The sequence below is a fragment of the Chryseolinea sp. T2 genome (assembly GCF_037203685.1).
Lineage (GTDB): Bacteria > Bacteroidota > Bacteroidia > Cytophagales > Cyclobacteriaceae > Chryseolinea.
Genome location: NZ_JBBCAU010000005.1, coordinates 306831 through 323695, shown reverse-complemented (window position 1 = coordinate 323695; position 16865 = coordinate 306831). Strand labels below are relative to the sequence as shown.

13 protein-coding genes are annotated in these 16865 nt (G+C 45.7%); 10 read left to right on the top strand and 3 right to left on the bottom strand.

The window, feature by feature from the left end; genetic code table 11:
- Positions 1–5 precede the first annotated feature (5 nt).
- Both can and WBG78_RS18095 read right to left on the bottom strand, forming a co-directional pair.
- The gene (can, locus tag WBG78_RS18100) at positions 6–674 is read right to left on the bottom strand and encodes a carbonate dehydratase (RefSeq protein WP_337327872.1); all 669 of its coding nucleotides are present in this window, start codon (positions 672–674) and stop codon (positions 6–8) included.
- A gap of 146 nt (positions 675–820) precedes the next feature.
- Positions 821–1168 carry a hypothetical protein gene (locus WBG78_RS18095; RefSeq protein ID WP_337327871.1) on the bottom strand — a complete coding sequence of 116 codons (348 nt, stop codon included), beginning with the start codon at positions 1166–1168 and terminating at the stop codon, positions 821–823.
- Between the two features lie 150 nt (positions 1169–1318).
- Between WBG78_RS18095 and WBG78_RS18090 the strand changes: the two genes are divergently transcribed.
- A complete protein-coding gene (locus tag WBG78_RS18090) occupies positions 1319–1795 on the top strand; it encodes a nucleoside triphosphate pyrophosphohydrolase family protein (protein ID WP_337327870.1) in 477 nt (158 codons plus the stop codon).
- A gap of 290 nt (positions 1796–2085) precedes the next feature.
- Here WBG78_RS18090 and WBG78_RS18085 read toward each other — a convergent pair whose 3' ends face one another.
- A complete protein-coding gene (locus tag WBG78_RS18085; protein ID WP_337327869.1) occupies positions 2086–2337 on the bottom strand; it encodes a hypothetical protein in 252 nt (83 codons plus the stop codon).
- A gap of 350 nt (positions 2338–2687) precedes the next feature.
- On the opposite strand from WBG78_RS18085, the gene WBG78_RS18080 reads away from it, so the two are divergent.
- The 9 genes from WBG78_RS18080 to WBG78_RS18040 all read left to right on the top strand — a co-directional run bounded on the left by WBG78_RS18080 (position 2688) and on the right by WBG78_RS18040 (position 16864).
- Positions 2688–3602 carry a hypothetical protein gene (locus WBG78_RS18080; protein ID WP_337327868.1) on the top strand — a complete coding sequence of 305 codons (915 nt, stop codon included), beginning with the start codon at positions 2688–2690 and terminating at the stop codon, positions 3600–3602.
- A 127-nt stretch (positions 3603–3729) separates the two neighbouring features.
- Positions 3730–5775 (top strand): carboxy terminal-processing peptidase, encoded by a 2046-nt coding sequence (locus WBG78_RS18075; RefSeq protein ID WP_337327867.1) that lies wholly within the window; start codon positions 3730–3732, stop codon positions 5773–5775.
- Positions 5776–5895: 120 nt separating this feature from the next.
- Positions 5896–8985, top strand: a complete 3090-nt coding sequence (locus WBG78_RS18070; RefSeq protein WP_337327866.1) for an ATP-binding cassette domain-containing protein — start codon at positions 5896–5898, stop codon at positions 8983–8985.
- Between the two features lie 113 nt (positions 8986–9098).
- Positions 9099–10637: an MFS transporter gene (locus tag WBG78_RS18065; RefSeq protein WP_337327865.1), complete on the top strand. Its 1539-nt coding sequence runs from the start codon at positions 9099–9101 to the stop codon at positions 10635–10637.
- A 78-nt stretch (positions 10638–10715) separates the two neighbouring features.
- Entirely contained in the window at positions 10716–11258 is a 543-nt protein-coding gene (locus tag WBG78_RS18060) for a hypothetical protein (RefSeq protein WP_337327864.1), read from the top strand.
- 396 nt (positions 11259–11654) lie between these two features.
- Positions 11655–12236 carry a carboxymuconolactone decarboxylase family protein gene (locus WBG78_RS18055; RefSeq protein WP_337327863.1) on the top strand — a complete coding sequence of 194 codons (582 nt, stop codon included), beginning with the start codon at positions 11655–11657 and terminating at the stop codon, positions 12234–12236.
- Between the two features lie 58 nt (positions 12237–12294).
- Positions 12295–15084: a TonB-dependent receptor gene (locus WBG78_RS18050; RefSeq protein ID WP_337327862.1), complete on the top strand. Its 2790-nt coding sequence runs from the start codon at positions 12295–12297 to the stop codon at positions 15082–15084.
- Entirely contained in the window at positions 15081–16307 is a 1227-nt protein-coding gene (locus tag WBG78_RS18045; RefSeq protein WP_337327861.1) for an MFS transporter, read from the top strand. The genes WBG78_RS18050 and WBG78_RS18045 overlap by 4 nt, the downstream gene beginning before the upstream one ends.
- An 11-nt stretch (positions 16308–16318) precedes the next feature.
- A complete protein-coding gene (locus tag WBG78_RS18040; RefSeq protein WP_337327860.1) occupies positions 16319–16864 on the top strand; it encodes a carboxymuconolactone decarboxylase family protein in 546 nt (181 codons plus the stop codon).
- Position 16865: the final 1 nt, after the last annotated feature.

Below are 16865 nucleotides of genomic sequence, written 5' to 3'. Positions count from 1 at the left end.
TGCCGCTACTTTTCTGTTAGTTCGTTTGTTTCGACTGTTTCGGTCTCAATTACCCTATAAATCGGTGGCAGTATCGACGTAGAGTCAAATGTCACACCGAGATCTTTGATGAGACCGGTTCTTATATCGTAGATCCAGCCATGTACCATTGGCGCACGGCGATCTTTCCAGGCATTCTGGATTATTGTTGTTTTAACCAAGTCAAAAACCTGCTCAATCACATTAAGTTCGGCGAATCTGTTGAAGCGCTGCTCCTCGTCGCGTATCGAGTCAAGCTCTTGCCTGTGCGTTCTGTATACGTCTTTTATAAATCGAAGCCAGTTGTCGACAAGTCCGTATTGGTCGTTCGTCATTGCTGCCTTCACGCCGCCGCATCCGTAATGTCCGCAGACAATCACATGACGTACTTTTAAAATATTAACTGCGTAATCAAGAACACTCAACATGTTCATGTCTGAGTGAACAACCATATTGGCAATATTGCGATGAACGAATATGTCGCCCGGTTGTGTATTCGTAATTTCATTTGCAGGAACACGACTGTCTGAGCAACCGATCCACAGAAATTGCGGGCTTTGACCCTTCGAAAGCCGCTCAAAAAATTGAGGATCCTGCTCCAGCTTCTCCCTTACCCATACTTTGTTACCCTCCAATAATGAATTATACAGATCCATAGAATGATTCTTCAGTTTTCAAATGCGTTGAATAAATGAAATGCCTATTGATGCCTGATCTTTTTGATCAGTTCAAATACAATGGCTACAGAAATAAATAATTGATGCCGGTGCGACATAAGGCACCGAACGGATGATCTGCGAAGCTAGGCTTCGGGAGGGGGACAGAAAATTTCGTAGTTGCCGTAACGTGGTGAACCATGATTTTCCAGCTCAGCAATCCGATTGCTGGCGGGTAGCTCACTTAAACTAACAGAAAACAGATTGGCGGTTATTAAGTCAACTTCTTTGACAGAAGTGTCTTCGTCGGAGTGCCCGGTCTCTTCTTCAGAAGAGCATCCTGCAATCTGCTTAGCAATATTTTCGATCATAGCGCGATCCTTGTCTAGCTTTAGTGCGCTCACTTCTACGAGAATCATGCTCATATTGAAGAACACGATGCTCGTGACAAGGGCAAAGAGACGGCTGACAATATTGGACCTTACCAATTGCATGGTATAAAAGTACGGCAAATTTTCGTAATTGTTTTACGTTTGTGACGGGCGGCGGTCCGTTATGCTGACGAAACGTCGGTTTTAGCTTATTGTCAACCGATTTAACCCTTCGAAATAATTTTGTAAAAAAAGATTCTGAACAGAATTCACATGAAACAACCGGAAACTCTCAACCTTGTCGCGCAATTTCATCAAACGTTTAAACACCCGATACTGGATCAACCTGCTATCCCTGATGAAAAGCGATGCAAACTGCGCGTAGCCCTTATAGCTGAAGAGTTGAAGGAGTTCGAGGTAGCAATTCTGGAAAACGATATAGTAGCAGTAGCGGATGCGTTGTGTGATATTCAGTATGTGTTGTGCGGAGCTATTCTCGAATTTGGACTGGGTGAAAAATTCAAGGAACTGTTTGAAGAAGTTCAGCGCTCTAACATGAGCAAGGCTTGCAACTCAGAGGCTGAAGCGTTAGAAACAATGGCCCATTATGCGAGGAAGGATGGAACAGAATGCTACTATAAAGAGGAAGGTGGGAAATTCCTGATCTATAGAAAAAGCGACAATAAGACTTTGAAATCTATCAGATATAGCCCAGCAGATCTTGATACAATTGTTAGCCGAAAAGATTGACCGGAGTTAGCCTGAGATAATTCTTCCCGTTTTCATTATAGAAATCAGAATTCAATCATAAATAGAATTCAAACTGAAATATGGCGTCCTGGCCTTTCAATTGGAGAGGGTTTATAGCCAGGATTTGTGAGTCATTGTAGGCTTTAATAAATTCCTGGCGGCTTATTCTAAGTTTGCTATGCCCCGGCTTAATCTTATGATACTGCATCCTTCCTGATGCATTTGCCGTCGCACTGAACAGGTAGCTGAATTGCAGTGGGATAGGGGAGGGGATGTAGCGCATACAGTCATCAGCGGCAATAGCTGTCCCGGAAATCCGTGTTAATAATGTCGTTTTGGCGCATATTGTATTGAGCCAGAAGGGTATACGCATCCGCAGGTACGTAGTCGAACTTCTCTTCAAGGTCTTCTATCAACAGGCACAGCTCCTTTACATAAAATCTAATCTGTTCCAAATTCCGGCATTCTCCGGGACGCACAAAATTCCTTGATGCGAAAGACTTTACATCTGATTCAATTTGCTTCTTAGTTGCTGTAGTCATACTTGGTCATGTGTATTGTTACACAATTATATTTCAAATTATGATCACATGCAACCTTATTATGTGTATTATTGCACATTATTTTCATCTTGCATATCTTTACAAATGCTTCATATATTTACACATAATGTGCTGAATAAGAACGTTTTAAGCTTTGTTAGGTACTGTTCTGTTACCCTGCTCTCGGGTGCAAAAGCGAAGCTCAGGCAGTCGGCATTCCGCCGATAGGAAATTTGGCTGAATCAGCCTTGTAACTGTTGTAACCGGTAAATCATCGGCAAGAACTTGCATACCGTCTTGCAATGGCTGCCCAGATTCAATAGAAAATTCTATCTTTAACAACTTTTTTATTGGCACTTATATCTCCTATGGAACAACAGGCTCCTTCAATTTTTCTGGATTATTGGCACTACGCGATGATCGTAGGCGCAAGCGTAATGGTAGTCGCTGCTGCTGCTGTTTACATCATACACAACATCAGGATCTCAGCAATCGGCACCTACAAGGGAAAATACGATTACATCAATACGCAAGAGATTAAAAACTACAAGCGTGTTTTCTTGTGCCTGGGTATCGCCGCAATGCTGGTGATAAATTTGTACGGCATGGGTAAGCTGACGCAGATAGGCGTTTGGTTTTTTGTGCGACTGTTTATTTCAATCGCAGGAGGCACGCTTGTCGCCTATGTCGCATTTCTGATCCTGGAGTATTACTATCCTACAATTCTTAACCGGAAGCTCAAAAAGTGGCGCTATACGCCTCGTCGCGGAAAGTCAGGGAACGAGCTTCGTCTCCTGGGCGAGGAAGAGGAGGATGTGCATTTGGAGGAAGGAATGCGCGCTGAAGAAAATGTATTCTCAGTCGATTACGACGTTTGGATCGATGAGAAAACCGGTGAACTTCAGATTGAAAAATATCCTGGACATCTCCAGGCACTGAAATGTAACAGCTGCGGCTTTTACACAATGAAGGTGGTCCGCGAAGAAATCATCAGACCCGCTACAAGTGATGCGCCTGGTGAATTAATTAAACATTACCAATGTTACTACTGCAAGTCGGTGAGGGCGACTGCCTTCAATATCTCCACGCGTCAGGGGGACGACTATAAGAATCTGCAACGTGTGGCGATAAAGAAGAATAAGAACATCGACATGGTTCGCCTTGAGCTACATTCCAGCACCGGCGGAAAGAAATTTTTTGAATTTCAAAACATCGGTCAGGCGCAGAAGTTCCTCGATGAATACGACTCGGAGAAGTCGGCTTGACGTTATTTTATATCAGGGTATCCACGCAGTGAATTATTTCGTCGTTGGAGGTACCCTGCAATAGGCTATTTGCGTTTGAATCAGATGAGGCACAAGATTTGCCCATTCCACAATTAAATTGAGTTCCATGAGAAGACTATTTGTTGCAGGCTTTTTGTCGATCAGTCTCATCTCCATAAGTGCGCTGGCGAATGTTGTTCCGGCAGATACGACCAGGCTTAAAGCCAAACCCATATATGGCAGAGAGGCCAAGGTCATAGCCTACATATTAGATAATAATCACTATCGCAAAGTTCACTTTAATGATTCGTTATCGAGCGCGGTTCTTGATGAATACATCAAAAGCCTCGATAACAACAAGACTTATTTTTTGGCATCGGATCGTGCGGCGTTCGATAAGTATCGTAGCACACTGGATGACCTTACCCGCGCCGAGAATGTCGATGCAGCATTTGAAATCTATGCAGTGTTCAGAAAGCGTTTCGACCAGCGCATGGATTATATCCTGAATAATCTGGTTAAGAAAACCTTTGACTATTCAGTTGATGAATACTACGAGACAGACAGAGACAAGGAGCCCTGGTGTAAGGATGAGGCAGCGTTAAACGAAGTATGGCGAAAAATTATTAAGAGTCAGGCGCTGAGCCTCAAGCTGGCGGGTAAGAATCAGGCAGATATTGAGAAATCATTGACCGATAGATACCAGCGGTTTTCAAAATCTATCCATCAGTTCAATAGCGAGGACGTGTTCAGCATGTATATGAATACGATAACTGAATCATACGACCCGCATACAAACTACATGTCGCCAAAAAGTGCTGACGTGTTCAAGCAACAGATGAGCCTATCTCTTGAAGGCATTGGTGCCAGACTGCAGACCGATAATGACTATACAAAGGTGTCGGAAATAATTACGGGTGGTCCTGCGGATAAGTCGAAGCTGGTTGGAGTCAATGATCGCATCATAGGTGTAGCGCAGGGTGCAGATGGCGAAATGGTGGACGTGATCGGCTGGCGTATAGACGACGTGGTAAAGCTCATAAAAGGTCCAAAAGGAACAACTGTAAAGCTTCAGATCCTTCCGGCGGAAACAGGAGTTACCGGCGCTTCAAAAGTTATTAGCCTTGTAAGGGACAAGATTAAACTCGAGGACCAGCAAGCGAAGAAAAGTGTCATCAACTATGAGAAGAATGGCAAGCTGTTAAAGCTTGGCGTTATTACTCTTCCTAGCTTTTATATGGATTTCGATGCCTATCAAAAAGGTGATCCAAACTATACAAGCACAACACGCGATGTGCAGCGATTGATTTCTGAGCTGCAAGCGGAAAAAATCGATGGTCTCGCGATTGACCTTCGTAATAATGGAGGTGGAGCGCTAGCGGAAGCGATTGAGTTAACGGGACTCTTTATAAAAGACGGGCCTGTGGTTCAGGTAAAAAACTCAGCTAACAAGATCGAAGTTGGAAAAGACGATGATCCTTCAGTGGCTTACAACGGCCCCCTGGTTGTTCTTACGAACAGATTCAGTGCTTCGGCATCAGAAATTTTTGCCGGTGCTATTCAGGACTATCACCGTGGGGTGATCATCGGCGAATCAACATATGGTAAAGGTACGGTACAGACTGTTGTTGATTTGAAGCGGTTTATAAATGCTCCCGACGACGAGGTTGGGGAACTGAAAATCACTTTTCAAAAATTCTATCGTGTAACCGGAAGCAGTACCCAGCATAAGGGTGTTACTCCGGACATCAACCTTCCGACCGCGCTCAACCCTGAGCAGTTTGGTGAAAGTTCGAGCCAAAGTGCCTTACCATGGGATGAAATCAAAGGAACGCTGTATCAAAAAACACCTATGGTCAACGACCGTACATTGGCAAACCTCAATAAGCTTTATCAGCAGCGCTTGCAGGATGACGCACAGTTGAAGCGCTTCGTCACTGAGACAGCGGAAACAAAAAAGAGTTATCAGGAAACAAAAATATCCCTTAATGAAGGCACTCGCAAGAAAGAAATAGAGGAGGCCGAGAAACGCAAAGCTGCTAACGATAAGCTGGATACTAAGATCGTTCGAAAGGAATCAGGAGAGCCTACTGACCTGCTGGATGTAGACGACGAATACTTAAGAGAAGGACTCTTTGTCCTGGGCGATATGCTGGCAACAAAACTCGGTTAAACGGCCATGAAAATTTAAAAGCCACCCTGATTCGTCACGGTGGCTTTTTTCGTTTATATGTGATATAGTTTCATTTTTATAATTCCTCATTTAAGCGCTATTTTAGGGCAGCCTTGAACCATGAGTGAAGAACTGCTTAAAGCCATATTGCAGCTGTTTGCTATCGTATCCCGCGATCGAATAACAGATGTAGAGCGCAACAATATTAAAGACTTCTTAAGTATCCATCTCAACCGAGAGGCTACAAACTATTATCTGAAGCTTTTTGACGAGTTTTCCCAATCACATGAGATCGACTCTCGTCAGGAGTTGGTAAACCTCGACGTCGACACCCAGCAATTTGTTGACGACTGGGCTAAGATCATGAAGATCGTAAAGCAGGTGAATCAGGCCCTCACCATGCAGCAAAAGGTCGTATTGATTGCAAAAATTATCGAACTCGTTAATACTGATGACGAGATGTCCGAGCGCCAGGGGAATCTGATATTTTACATAGGGCAGGCGTTGAAACTCGAGAAGGACGATGTTCATACAATTCAAAGATTCGTTACCGGGTATGATATCGATGAGATTGCCTCGAAGAATGTGTTGGTTATCGACGAAGGTTCTGGTGAATATTCCGGCCCTCGGATAATAGAGAAGGACCTCACGGGTTTGATAGCCATCCTTCACCTGCCTCACTCTGATCTTTATTTGATCAAATACCTTGGCATTACAACCCTGTACCTTAACAGCATCATTCTCAAAAGCCGGAAAATCGATGTGTTTCCAACAGGAAGCACGATACGGGGTGACAAGGTCGGACCTATATACTACAGCGATATCGTCAGCAAATTTCTCACTGACGAAAGCCAGTCTAAAATCACCTTTACCGCGGACCACCTGTTCTACCATTTTCGCACCGGACGGGCGGGCTTGCAGAATATCAACATTTCGGAAAAAGGAGGAAAGCTCATTGGACTCATGGGAGCGAGTGGTTCCGGAAAGTCAACGTTATTGAATGTGTTGAATGGATCGGAGCGGCCTTCCAGTGGGAGAGTGATCGTGAACGGAATAGATATCCATGTACATCCTGAAAAGGTACAGGGAGTTATTGGATATGTACCACAAGATGATCTTCTGATAGAGGAGCTGAGTGTATTTCAAAACCTATATTATGCCGCTAAACTTTGCTTTGCGCACTATAGTGAAAAGGACATTATTGAACTGGTAATTCGCGTGCTCGTTAACCTGGGGCTCACAGAAATCAGAGATCTGAAGGTAGGATCCCCGTTGCAAAAGACAATCAGCGGCGGGCAGAGAAAGCGACTGAATATTGCCCTGGAATTGCTAAGGGAGCCTGCTATCCTGTTCGTCGACGAACCTACATCAGGATTGTCGTCCAGAGACTCCGAAAACATCATGGACCTCCTGAAAGAATTGTCGCTCCGCGGCAAAATGGTGTTTGTCGTCATTCACCAGCCTTCGTCGGACATTTATAAAATGTTCGATACACTGATTATTATGGATGTTGGGGGCTTTCAGATATACTACGGTAACCCCATTGAGGCTGTGATCTATTTCAGAGACATCATTAACGCAGCGAATAAAACCCAGGGGGCTTGTCCTGAATGCGGAAATATAAATCCCGAGCAGATCTTCAGTATCATTGAAACAAGGGTCGTAAATGAGTATGGTCGCCTCACAAACACCAGAAAAATCTCGCCGGGGCAATGGTACCAGTACTTTAAGCAGAAAATAAAAGTTCCAAAAATAGATCATGTTCAGGAATCACTGCCTGTTACCCAGGAGATTCCAAATTGGCTAAGCCAGTTCAATGTTTTCGTTAGGCGTGATGTTCTGGCAAAGCTTGCAAACAAGCAATACCTCTACATAAACTTATTAGCGGCCCCACTTCTTGCATTCTTTATTGCGTTCATGGTGAAGTACTATAAGACTGGAGACAACGCTGATGCGGAGTATTCGTTCTTTAACAATAGCAACATACCTGCTTACTTTTTCATGAGCGTAGTGGTAGCGTTGTTCTTTGGTCTGATCATGAGTGCTGAAGAAATTTTCCGCGATCGGAAGATTTTGAAGCGTGAAGAGTTTCTAAACCTGAGTCGCAGCAGTTACCTGATATCTAAGGTATTTGTGATGTTTACTATCTCGGCAATCCAAACGCTCCTGTTCATTATAGTTGGAAACTCAATTCTCGAGATTCCGCTTACCGAGATGCGCTATTGGCTCATTCTCTACACGTGTTCATGTTCTGCAAACATGGTTGGTCTGAATATCTCAGCGTCATTTGACTCTGCGGTAACTATCTATATTTTGATTCCTTTGTTGATCATACCACAGCTCCTGCTAAGCGGCGTGGTGATCAGTTTCGATAAGTTTAATCCGCGTGTAGGCAAGCCGGTAGGCGTGCCTTTGATGGGGAACCTAATGCCCTCAAGATGGGCCTTCGAGGCTTTTATGGTCACGCAATTCAAGGACAATCCCTTTCAGGAGCAGTTCTACGAGCTTGATAAAACCATCCGCGAGTCAGAGTATAAAAAGATCTATCTGATACCGGCCCTGGAGTCAAAGCTTGCCTTTATTCGACAGCACCGTAATGAATGGCAAAACCCCGATGCCACCCGCACAGTAAGCGCCCTCTCGATCCTTCAAAATGGAACAAGGGCCGAGCTTGACCGGTTTGATGATCGCTTTTTTCCAGAAATTAACAGACTTGAAACTGGCAAAGTGGATTCTCTGGTACTTGAAAAGGCGCAGAATTTCCTCAATCGCCTACGCCGCTATTACGCCGATCAAATGAAGAATGCAGCATCGGACAAAGAGAAGCTGGTGTTATCAATGACACGAACTCCCGCGTTGCAGGCGAAATTTGACGCAGATCGCAGTCGCCTTGTCAATAAAGCCGTCGCCGATGCGGTTGAGAATATATCATCACCTGATCGCATCATCGAATATGATGGAGAACTGGTGCAAAAGATTTATCCGATTTATGCCGAAGGTCGAAGACCGCGTCATCTGCTCGACTTCCCAGCGAACTTCTATGAGCCCAGTAAAATCTTTGCTGGCGGAAGATTCAAAACATTGCAGTTCAATCTTACAGTAATCTGGTGCATGACTGCTCTATGTCTCGTAACGCTTTACCTCGATGTTTTGAAACGCATTGTTAGAAGACTTGAAGGTTCGAGAAAGTATCGCGTTAAGGAGAAATGACAGAACTGAACGCTAAGCTGCGCCGATCTCTTTAGTATGTGTCCTCTATTGATCTCTACCGTTTGCAGGCGTGCTAATTCTCCCTATATTTCACATCGGTATAGACAACACTCATGCAAACACATTCTGTAACCAGTCAGGAGAGATCTTCCCTGTGGTTTGTTATCATTGCTTCTTCGCTGGGCACACTTATAGAATGGTATGACTTCTACATATTTGGCAGCCTCGCGGTAATACTGTCGGAGCAGTTCTTTCCCCAATCAAATCCAACGGCAGCGTTTCTTTCGACTCTCGCCACATTTGCAGCCGGATTCATCGTGCGTCCGTTTGGTGCGATAGTGTTCGGTAGACTGGGGGACCTGATTGGTCGAAAATACACATTCCTCGTCACGCTGGTTCTGATGGGTGGATCAACATTTGCAATCGGTCTTGTTCCAGGTTATGAAACGATAGGCATTCTTGCTCCAGGGCTCGTGGTCACACTCCGACTGGTACAAGGGCTCGCATTAGGTGGGGAATATGGTGGAGCTGCAACCTATGTAGCCGAGCATGCTCCTGCTGCCAAGAGAGGTTTTTATACCAGCTTCATACAAACTACTGCAACGCTTGGGCTATTCGTCTCCATTGGGGTGATACTGGCTGTGAGGCAATCGGTTGGTGTAGCTGCGTTTAATGATTGGGGGTGGCGAATTCCTTTCATCCTGTCTGCACTACTCGTGGCGGTGTCAGTCTTTATCCGAATGAGAATGCATGAGTCACCGCTTTTTGCCAAGCTGAAAACAGAAGGCAAGGTCTCCAGGAATCCACTTAAGGAAAGCTTTGGAAATTGGGAGAACCTAAAGTACGTCCTTATCGCGCTGTTTGGTGCAACTGCCGGACAGGGTGTCGTATGGTATACTGGACAATTCTACGCTATGACTTTTATCGAAAAGACATGTAACGTAGAATTTGTACAGACCAGAAACATCATCGCCGTTGCCTTGCTATTAGGCACACCGTTGTTCATCTACTTTGGCTGGCTTTCTGACAGGATAGGACGGAAGATGATCATGATGATCGGCATGCTCGCTGCTGTCATACTCTATGTTCCGATTTATAAACAGATGTACGCGCTTTCAGATGTCTCTACGCTGACTGAGGTCGAGGCATCCAAACGCATCGAAAAAACAAGAGATGTGACCGCCGCTGGCGACACTATTGTAACTGTCAATACAACTCGTGGTTACGTCAATGATACGCGCGTCACCATTACTGAAACGAGATCAACTTCGGCTGAACATGCGGATAAAGCAGAGACCAAGCGAAATATAACTCTGGGAAATGAGGCTTTTTGGACAATGGTGGGGCTCGTGCTTGTTCAGGTTGTATTGGTGACTATGGTGTACGGTCCGATAGCTGCGTTTTTAGTAGAACTGTTTCCGACAAAGATAAGGTACACTTCGATGTCATTACCTTACCATATTGGCAATGGGATTTTTGGAGGACTCGTACCTTTCATTGCAACCTTTCTGTACGAAGGCAGCAAGACGCCAGCAAATCCAGGGGGTGATCCGTTTGCGGGCCTGATCTATCCAATTGCGGTGGCGGCAATCTGCTTTCTGATCGGTATGATAACCTTAAGAAATAGAAAAATAGCTGACGTAACCGATTGATTCACCGGCAACAACGTTTGCAGGTATTGAATCTTTAGAATTTTCTTTTTATATATGCAATTCAACAAGTAGCTCCCCTTGAGACGAACGCTTGCCATAACGCTCCTAGCCGTCTTCCTGTTTCAACTGGTAGGGTACTACTTTGTGTATTTCGGCCTATCAATTCAGGCAAATAAGTCGCTGATTTCCCGTATTGACGCTCATGATTACTCTGTAGATCAGACGTTAACACTGAAGATCCCCTTCACACTGCCGTACTGGACGGACAAAGAACAATTCGAACGAGTGGATGGAGATTTCGAATATCAAGGTCAGTTCTATAAACTCGTTAAGCAAAAATTAGAGAACGATACACTTTATGTGGTGTGCATAAAGAACCAGGACAAGAAGCAGCTGTTTGACTCGCTTACTGAATACATCAAATTCTCCAGTGATCAGCCGGCAACTTCCAAGCAGGCCTTGAAGATTTGGGGGTCTATTGTTAAAGACTATATTCCCAATGAATTGACTGCTCTCACACACTGTGGCGGTTGGTCTATTACCAATGATTTTGCACGCGATGATTTCTCGCTTTTCGCATCTCCATTGACATTCGTCATTTCTCCACCTCCCGAAGCGTAATCGCTGACGGTTCTTTTTATTAACCCAGGTATCCTGGGGAAAATTTTGTCTGAATTCTCTTCCTGTCAGCTGTAGACTTCGGACGATCATTATATACCGTCAGTTCTTCTTTCCATTATTCTGCAATAAAGAAATTGAATGGGCTTGCAAGATGCCTGTCATCATCTTGCTACTGCTTCATTCGCCAACTATGCCTGGATAGGGCCGTCGGCGTTTTGGGTTCGCTGGCGGCCATCCACATACAAGGCAAAACTTTGGTTCAGGGATGGCTAGCGTAAGGGTTATACGCATCAGTCATCACTAGACCCTCTCTGGCAATGCCGGGGCAATCCTGCCCATATTTTGGGTTTATGGGCAGGACCCCCGAGCATTTTCCTTCCAACTACTAAACTTCTTATGCCTTACATTACTGTTGAAAAGCATCTGCCCGGAATTACCGGACTGCTTGAATACCGAAAAGAAACCGCGGCACCAATCCGTGATTTAACTCAGTTGTTATTAAGGGGACCCTCAACGATGTCTGAGGGGGAACGCGAATTGATCGCCACTGTAGTTTCATATCGCAATCAATGTCGTTTCTGTACAACTGCACACTCGGCAGCAGCCGACCGCCTATACGGTGAATGCGAGACCTCTTCCGTAGCGAAGCTGGACATCGAAGCGACTCCCGTATCGGAAAAAATGAAAGCCCTACTAACCATTGCTTCCCTTGTTCAGCAGGGAGGAAAGCATGTCACCAGTGATGCCGTTTCGCGTGCTCGCGACGCTGGAGCAACCGATCTGGAAATTCATGATACAGTTCTGATTGCCGCCTTGTTTTGCCTCTACAACCGATATGTTGATGGTCTGGCAACTGTCGCGCCGGCTGACCCTGCATATTATGAGCAACTGGGAGATCGCCTCGTAAACCATGGCTATCAACGCATGCCACAAGTTTATGAGCAGCTCAAAAAAGAAATGGACACGAATACACACTGACGAGACTTTGGTCGCCTGATAAATCAAACATTCAAATTGTAAAACCTTCCCTCACTCTATGAATAAACTTTTACTGCTTCTTATATTGATCATCGCCAACAATATCTATGCCCAGCAGATCACTGTTAAGGGCAGCGTGACAGATGCCGATACAAAATCCGGCATAGAGGGAGCTTCCATAGTTATCAAAGGTAAGCTCACTGGCACTATGACCGATCGCTCGGGAAATTTCGAACTGCACACGAATACCACAGCACCCTTTACGCTTGTCGTATCTGTTATCGGTTACCAAAAACAGGAGGTCGAAATCACAACAGCTACGGAGATCCAGATTGCGCTTACTCCCAGTGCAGTTCTGATGGATGAAATGGTATTCTCCGCTTCTCGTGTCGAGGAGAGTATCCTTGAATCGCCCGTCAGCATTGAGAAAATGGACATTCGAACCATTCGGGAAACACCATCGGTGAATTTCTATGATGGCCTCCAGAATCTCAAAGGACTCGAGATGGTTACCAGCGGCCTTACCTATAAGCAAGTCAACACCAGAGGCTTTAACGATACTGGTAATGCGCGTTTTCTCCAGCTCGTGGATGGCGTCGATAATCAGACTCCAGGATTGAATTTTGCAGTTGGCAATTTGTTCGGATCATCTGACCTCGACATGGAAAGTGCCGAACTCATTCCTGGTTCTGCATCAGCGCTGTACGGTCCCGTTGCATTCAATGGGGTACTGATGCTCAGGACAAAGGACCCATGGCTATATCAGGGACTCAGTGCTCAGACTCGTGTTGGCGTCAATCACATCAATGAGGATTATGCGGATCCACATCCATTGTATGATCTGTCAATTCGCTATGCAAAGGTCATCAACAATAAATTTGCGTTCAAACTTAACGCATCTTATTTCACGGGCCTCGACTGGTATGCAACAAATTATGAAGATGTAGACCCAGGCACTCCGGCTGATCAACGTGGGGACAATAATCCTGCCCGAAACGCCTTGAACATTTATGGTGATGATGCGGCTACCGAGCTTCTTGGTGTCGGAAGAGTTTCCAGAACAGGTTATGAGGAGCGCTTCCTCATGGACTACGATGTTTACAGCGTAAAACTTAACGGCGCATTGCACTATCGAATCACCGACAACATCGAAGTTCTTTATCAATACAACTACAATCAGGGTCGCGCTGCGTACACCGGCAGCAACCGCTTTCAGTTAAACAACTTCAACTTCCAGCAACATCGGATCGAAATGAAGGGTGCAAACTACTTTGTTCGTGCCTATGCCAATCTTGAAGATTCAAATGATTCTTACAACGGTAAAGGTCTTGGCCAATTGATCAATCGTACGTGGGTTCAGGACTTTAATGGCAACATCGTGAGTCCGCAGAATGCAGATGCTATGTGGTATCAACGCTATCAGGCTGCCTTCCTCGGTGACATTAATGGCGTAACTGCCAACAGTCACGATGCGGCAAGAAACTTTGCCGATGAAGGCCGGTTCCTCCCTGGATCACCAGAGTTTGAAGCAGCGAAGTCGCAGCTGATCGCCACACAGGGAATGGGCGGCGCTGGTATTTTGAGCCAGAGCAAGTTCTACCATGCTGAAGGCCAGTATGATTTCACCGGAATGTTCAAGCCCGTTGATATTCTGGTTGGCGGTAATTTTAGAATGTACGACATGTTTACAAACGGTACGCTTTACGATGATGTGAATAACAAAGTGACGATCAAAGAAGGCGGTGCTTTTGTTCAGGTATCGAAGAAGCTGCTGGCTGAAAAGCTGAAGCTTACCGGTTCTCTGCGCTACGATAAAAACCAGAACTTTGACGGACGTCTGACTCCTCGTATTTCCGGCGTGTACGCTATCAATGGTATGCATCACTTCAGGACGTCCTATCAGACGGGATTCAGAAATCCTACACCTGGAGATCAGTACATCAAATTGAACGCCGGACCGATCACTATTCTGGGTGGCGTTCCCGACAACAGCAAGGGCATGAATGTCTATGAAAATTCCTTCACGGCAGCTTCTCTTGACCCATTCTTCAAAGCCTATTATCCAGCGTATTACGGTGCTCTTGCCGGCGGAGCAACACCCGACGCAGCCAGTGCAGCAGCAATAAACCAGGCAAAAGACCTTTTGGTGAAATCTGACGTGCCATATATTAAGCCAGAGCAGGTGCAGACATTTGAGGTAGGATACAAAGGTTTGTTCGCCAATGCATTGTTTGTAGACGTGAATTACTATTACAGCTCTTACAATAATTTCATCCTTAATCAGGTGGTAATGCAGCCGCAGCACAACATTCTGCTTTCTGACGGTTCGATCAATCCGGATGCGGCTGCCGACCTGTTGAGTGAGCAAACCAGTCATCTGTATCAACTCTACACAAACTCCACGGATCGGGTATCATCACAAGGTGCAACGCTTGGGCTAAGCTACCTTCTTCCCGGAGACTTTACCATCGGCGGAAATGCTACGTGGGCTGACTTCAATCTGCGCAATGCTGATCCTAACGAGATTCCCCGTTTCAACACGCCGAAGTGGAGAACAACCATGACGTTTGGTAACAGTTCCATTACAAAGAACGCTGGATTCCAGGTTGCATGGCGTTGGCAGGATACATTTGATTGGTACGGCACGTTCAATCAAATGCGTCCCGGTACGATTGACGCATACTCCATCGTGGACGCTCAGTTCAGCTACAAAGTGCCTAAGATCAAGTCGATCTTTAAGCTTGGAGCAAACAACATCTTCAATAAGCAGGTATACCAGGCGTATGGCTCTCCTTCAATTGGAGCGATGTATTACGTTTCTATTACATTCGATCAGTCGATGTTATGAGCACAGTGTCTTCAGTATCCGAAACGCCTTCAGTGCGCAGCGCCGTAACTCCCTATTTGTGGGGCTTGTTTGCCCTGTGTTTTGTGGGCAATGTGATGGGCGGAACGGTTTCCACTTTAATGTCGGTTTATCTGCCCGTCGTCGTAAGTGATATTGCTTCCGATCGCTCGGTAGAGATGGAACAGTTGAGTGCTCTTTTGAGCGCGCTGTTTTTTGTAGGCTGGGCAATAGGAGGGTTGACCATGGGAGTGGTTGGCGATCGCATCGGCAGAGTACGATCACTGGCCATTGCCATCATAACATTCGGTACGGCCACGCTTCTAATGAGGTACGCACATTCCTGGTCGGTAATCATTGCTCTGCGCTTTCTTGCCGGATTCGGTGTCGGCGCGATGCTTGTTTTAAACACAACTCTGCTCTCTGAAGTATGGCCAGAAAAATCAAAAGCTGTATTTCTGGGAGTACTTTCCGTAGGATTTCCAGTTGGCATCTTTTCATCCGGTGCCATGAACTTCTTCGTTAGCGGATGGCGGGATGGCGTCGTGCTGGGAGTTGTTCCACTCTTGCTTGGATTGGCTATATGGGTTTCGATAAATGAATCAGAACGATGGAAAGAGTCCAAAACTTCAGGTAATCATCGACACACCCGTGAAGAACTTGGACGGCATCGGAGACAACTTCTTGAAGGAGCAGTTATCTTCAGCGCCATGCTTATTGGTTTGTGGGCGATCTTCTCCTGGGTACCTACATGGGTTCAAAGTCTCCTTACAACGTCAGACGGTCAGCGAGAGCGCGGATTGAGTATGATGCTGCTCGGAATCGGAGGGCTAAGCGGTGGATTCTTATCGGGATGGGTTTCTAACCTTCTGGGAGTCCGTCGGGCAATGATTATGTGCTTTAGTCTGTGCTTTACTATTTCAGCACTGCTCTTTCTGGGCAACTCATCTTTCAGCATTCTGACACTCGTCGAAATAGGTTTACTGTCGTTTACATTCGGAATCAGCCAGGGACTTATGGCTGTTTATATTCCGCAGCTTTTTCCTGTTGCTATACGCGCTATGGCTACAGGTTTCTGTTTCAACATAGGTCGTTTCTTTACGGCCACAAGTGTGTTCTTCGTTGGTGCTCTTGTTAGCACATTTGGTGGATACGGTGGTTCACTCTTCGCTTTCTCGTTCGTGTTTCTGGTAGGCCTTGTGTTCGTACTTTTCAACCGTAAATAAAGTTTCTTCTTATGGCACACATACATGTTGCAGACAATATTCCGGGAATAAGAAGTTTGGTAATGTTCAGACCCGAAACTGGTAAACCGCTTTATGAATTGGCCGAGATCCTTCTTCGCGGAGAGTCACCGCTGCTATCCGCAGAGCGGGAACTGATTGCAGCATACGTGTCTCGTCGCAATGATTGTGTGTTCTGTTCGTGCAGTCATGCTGCAGCCTCCCGGGTACATTATGGCGATCAGGAGCATATTGTCAATGCGGTTCTCAGTGATCCTGCAACGGCCCAGATAAGCGCAAAGTTAAAAGCATTACTGGTAATCGCTGACAAGACGCGCGAACGTGGTAATCTGGTCTTGCCAGAGCATGTTCTCGCTGCCCGCGAAGCAGGCGCTACGGATCGCGATATCCATGATACCGTGCTGATAGCAGCGAGCTTTAGCATGTTCAACAGATATGTCGATGGATTGGATACACTCACGCCGACGGATACTCAGGCCTACGCAGAGATGGGGCAACGCATGGCACGCGTTGGCTACGTTCCCCCTAAGCCTGTTTAAA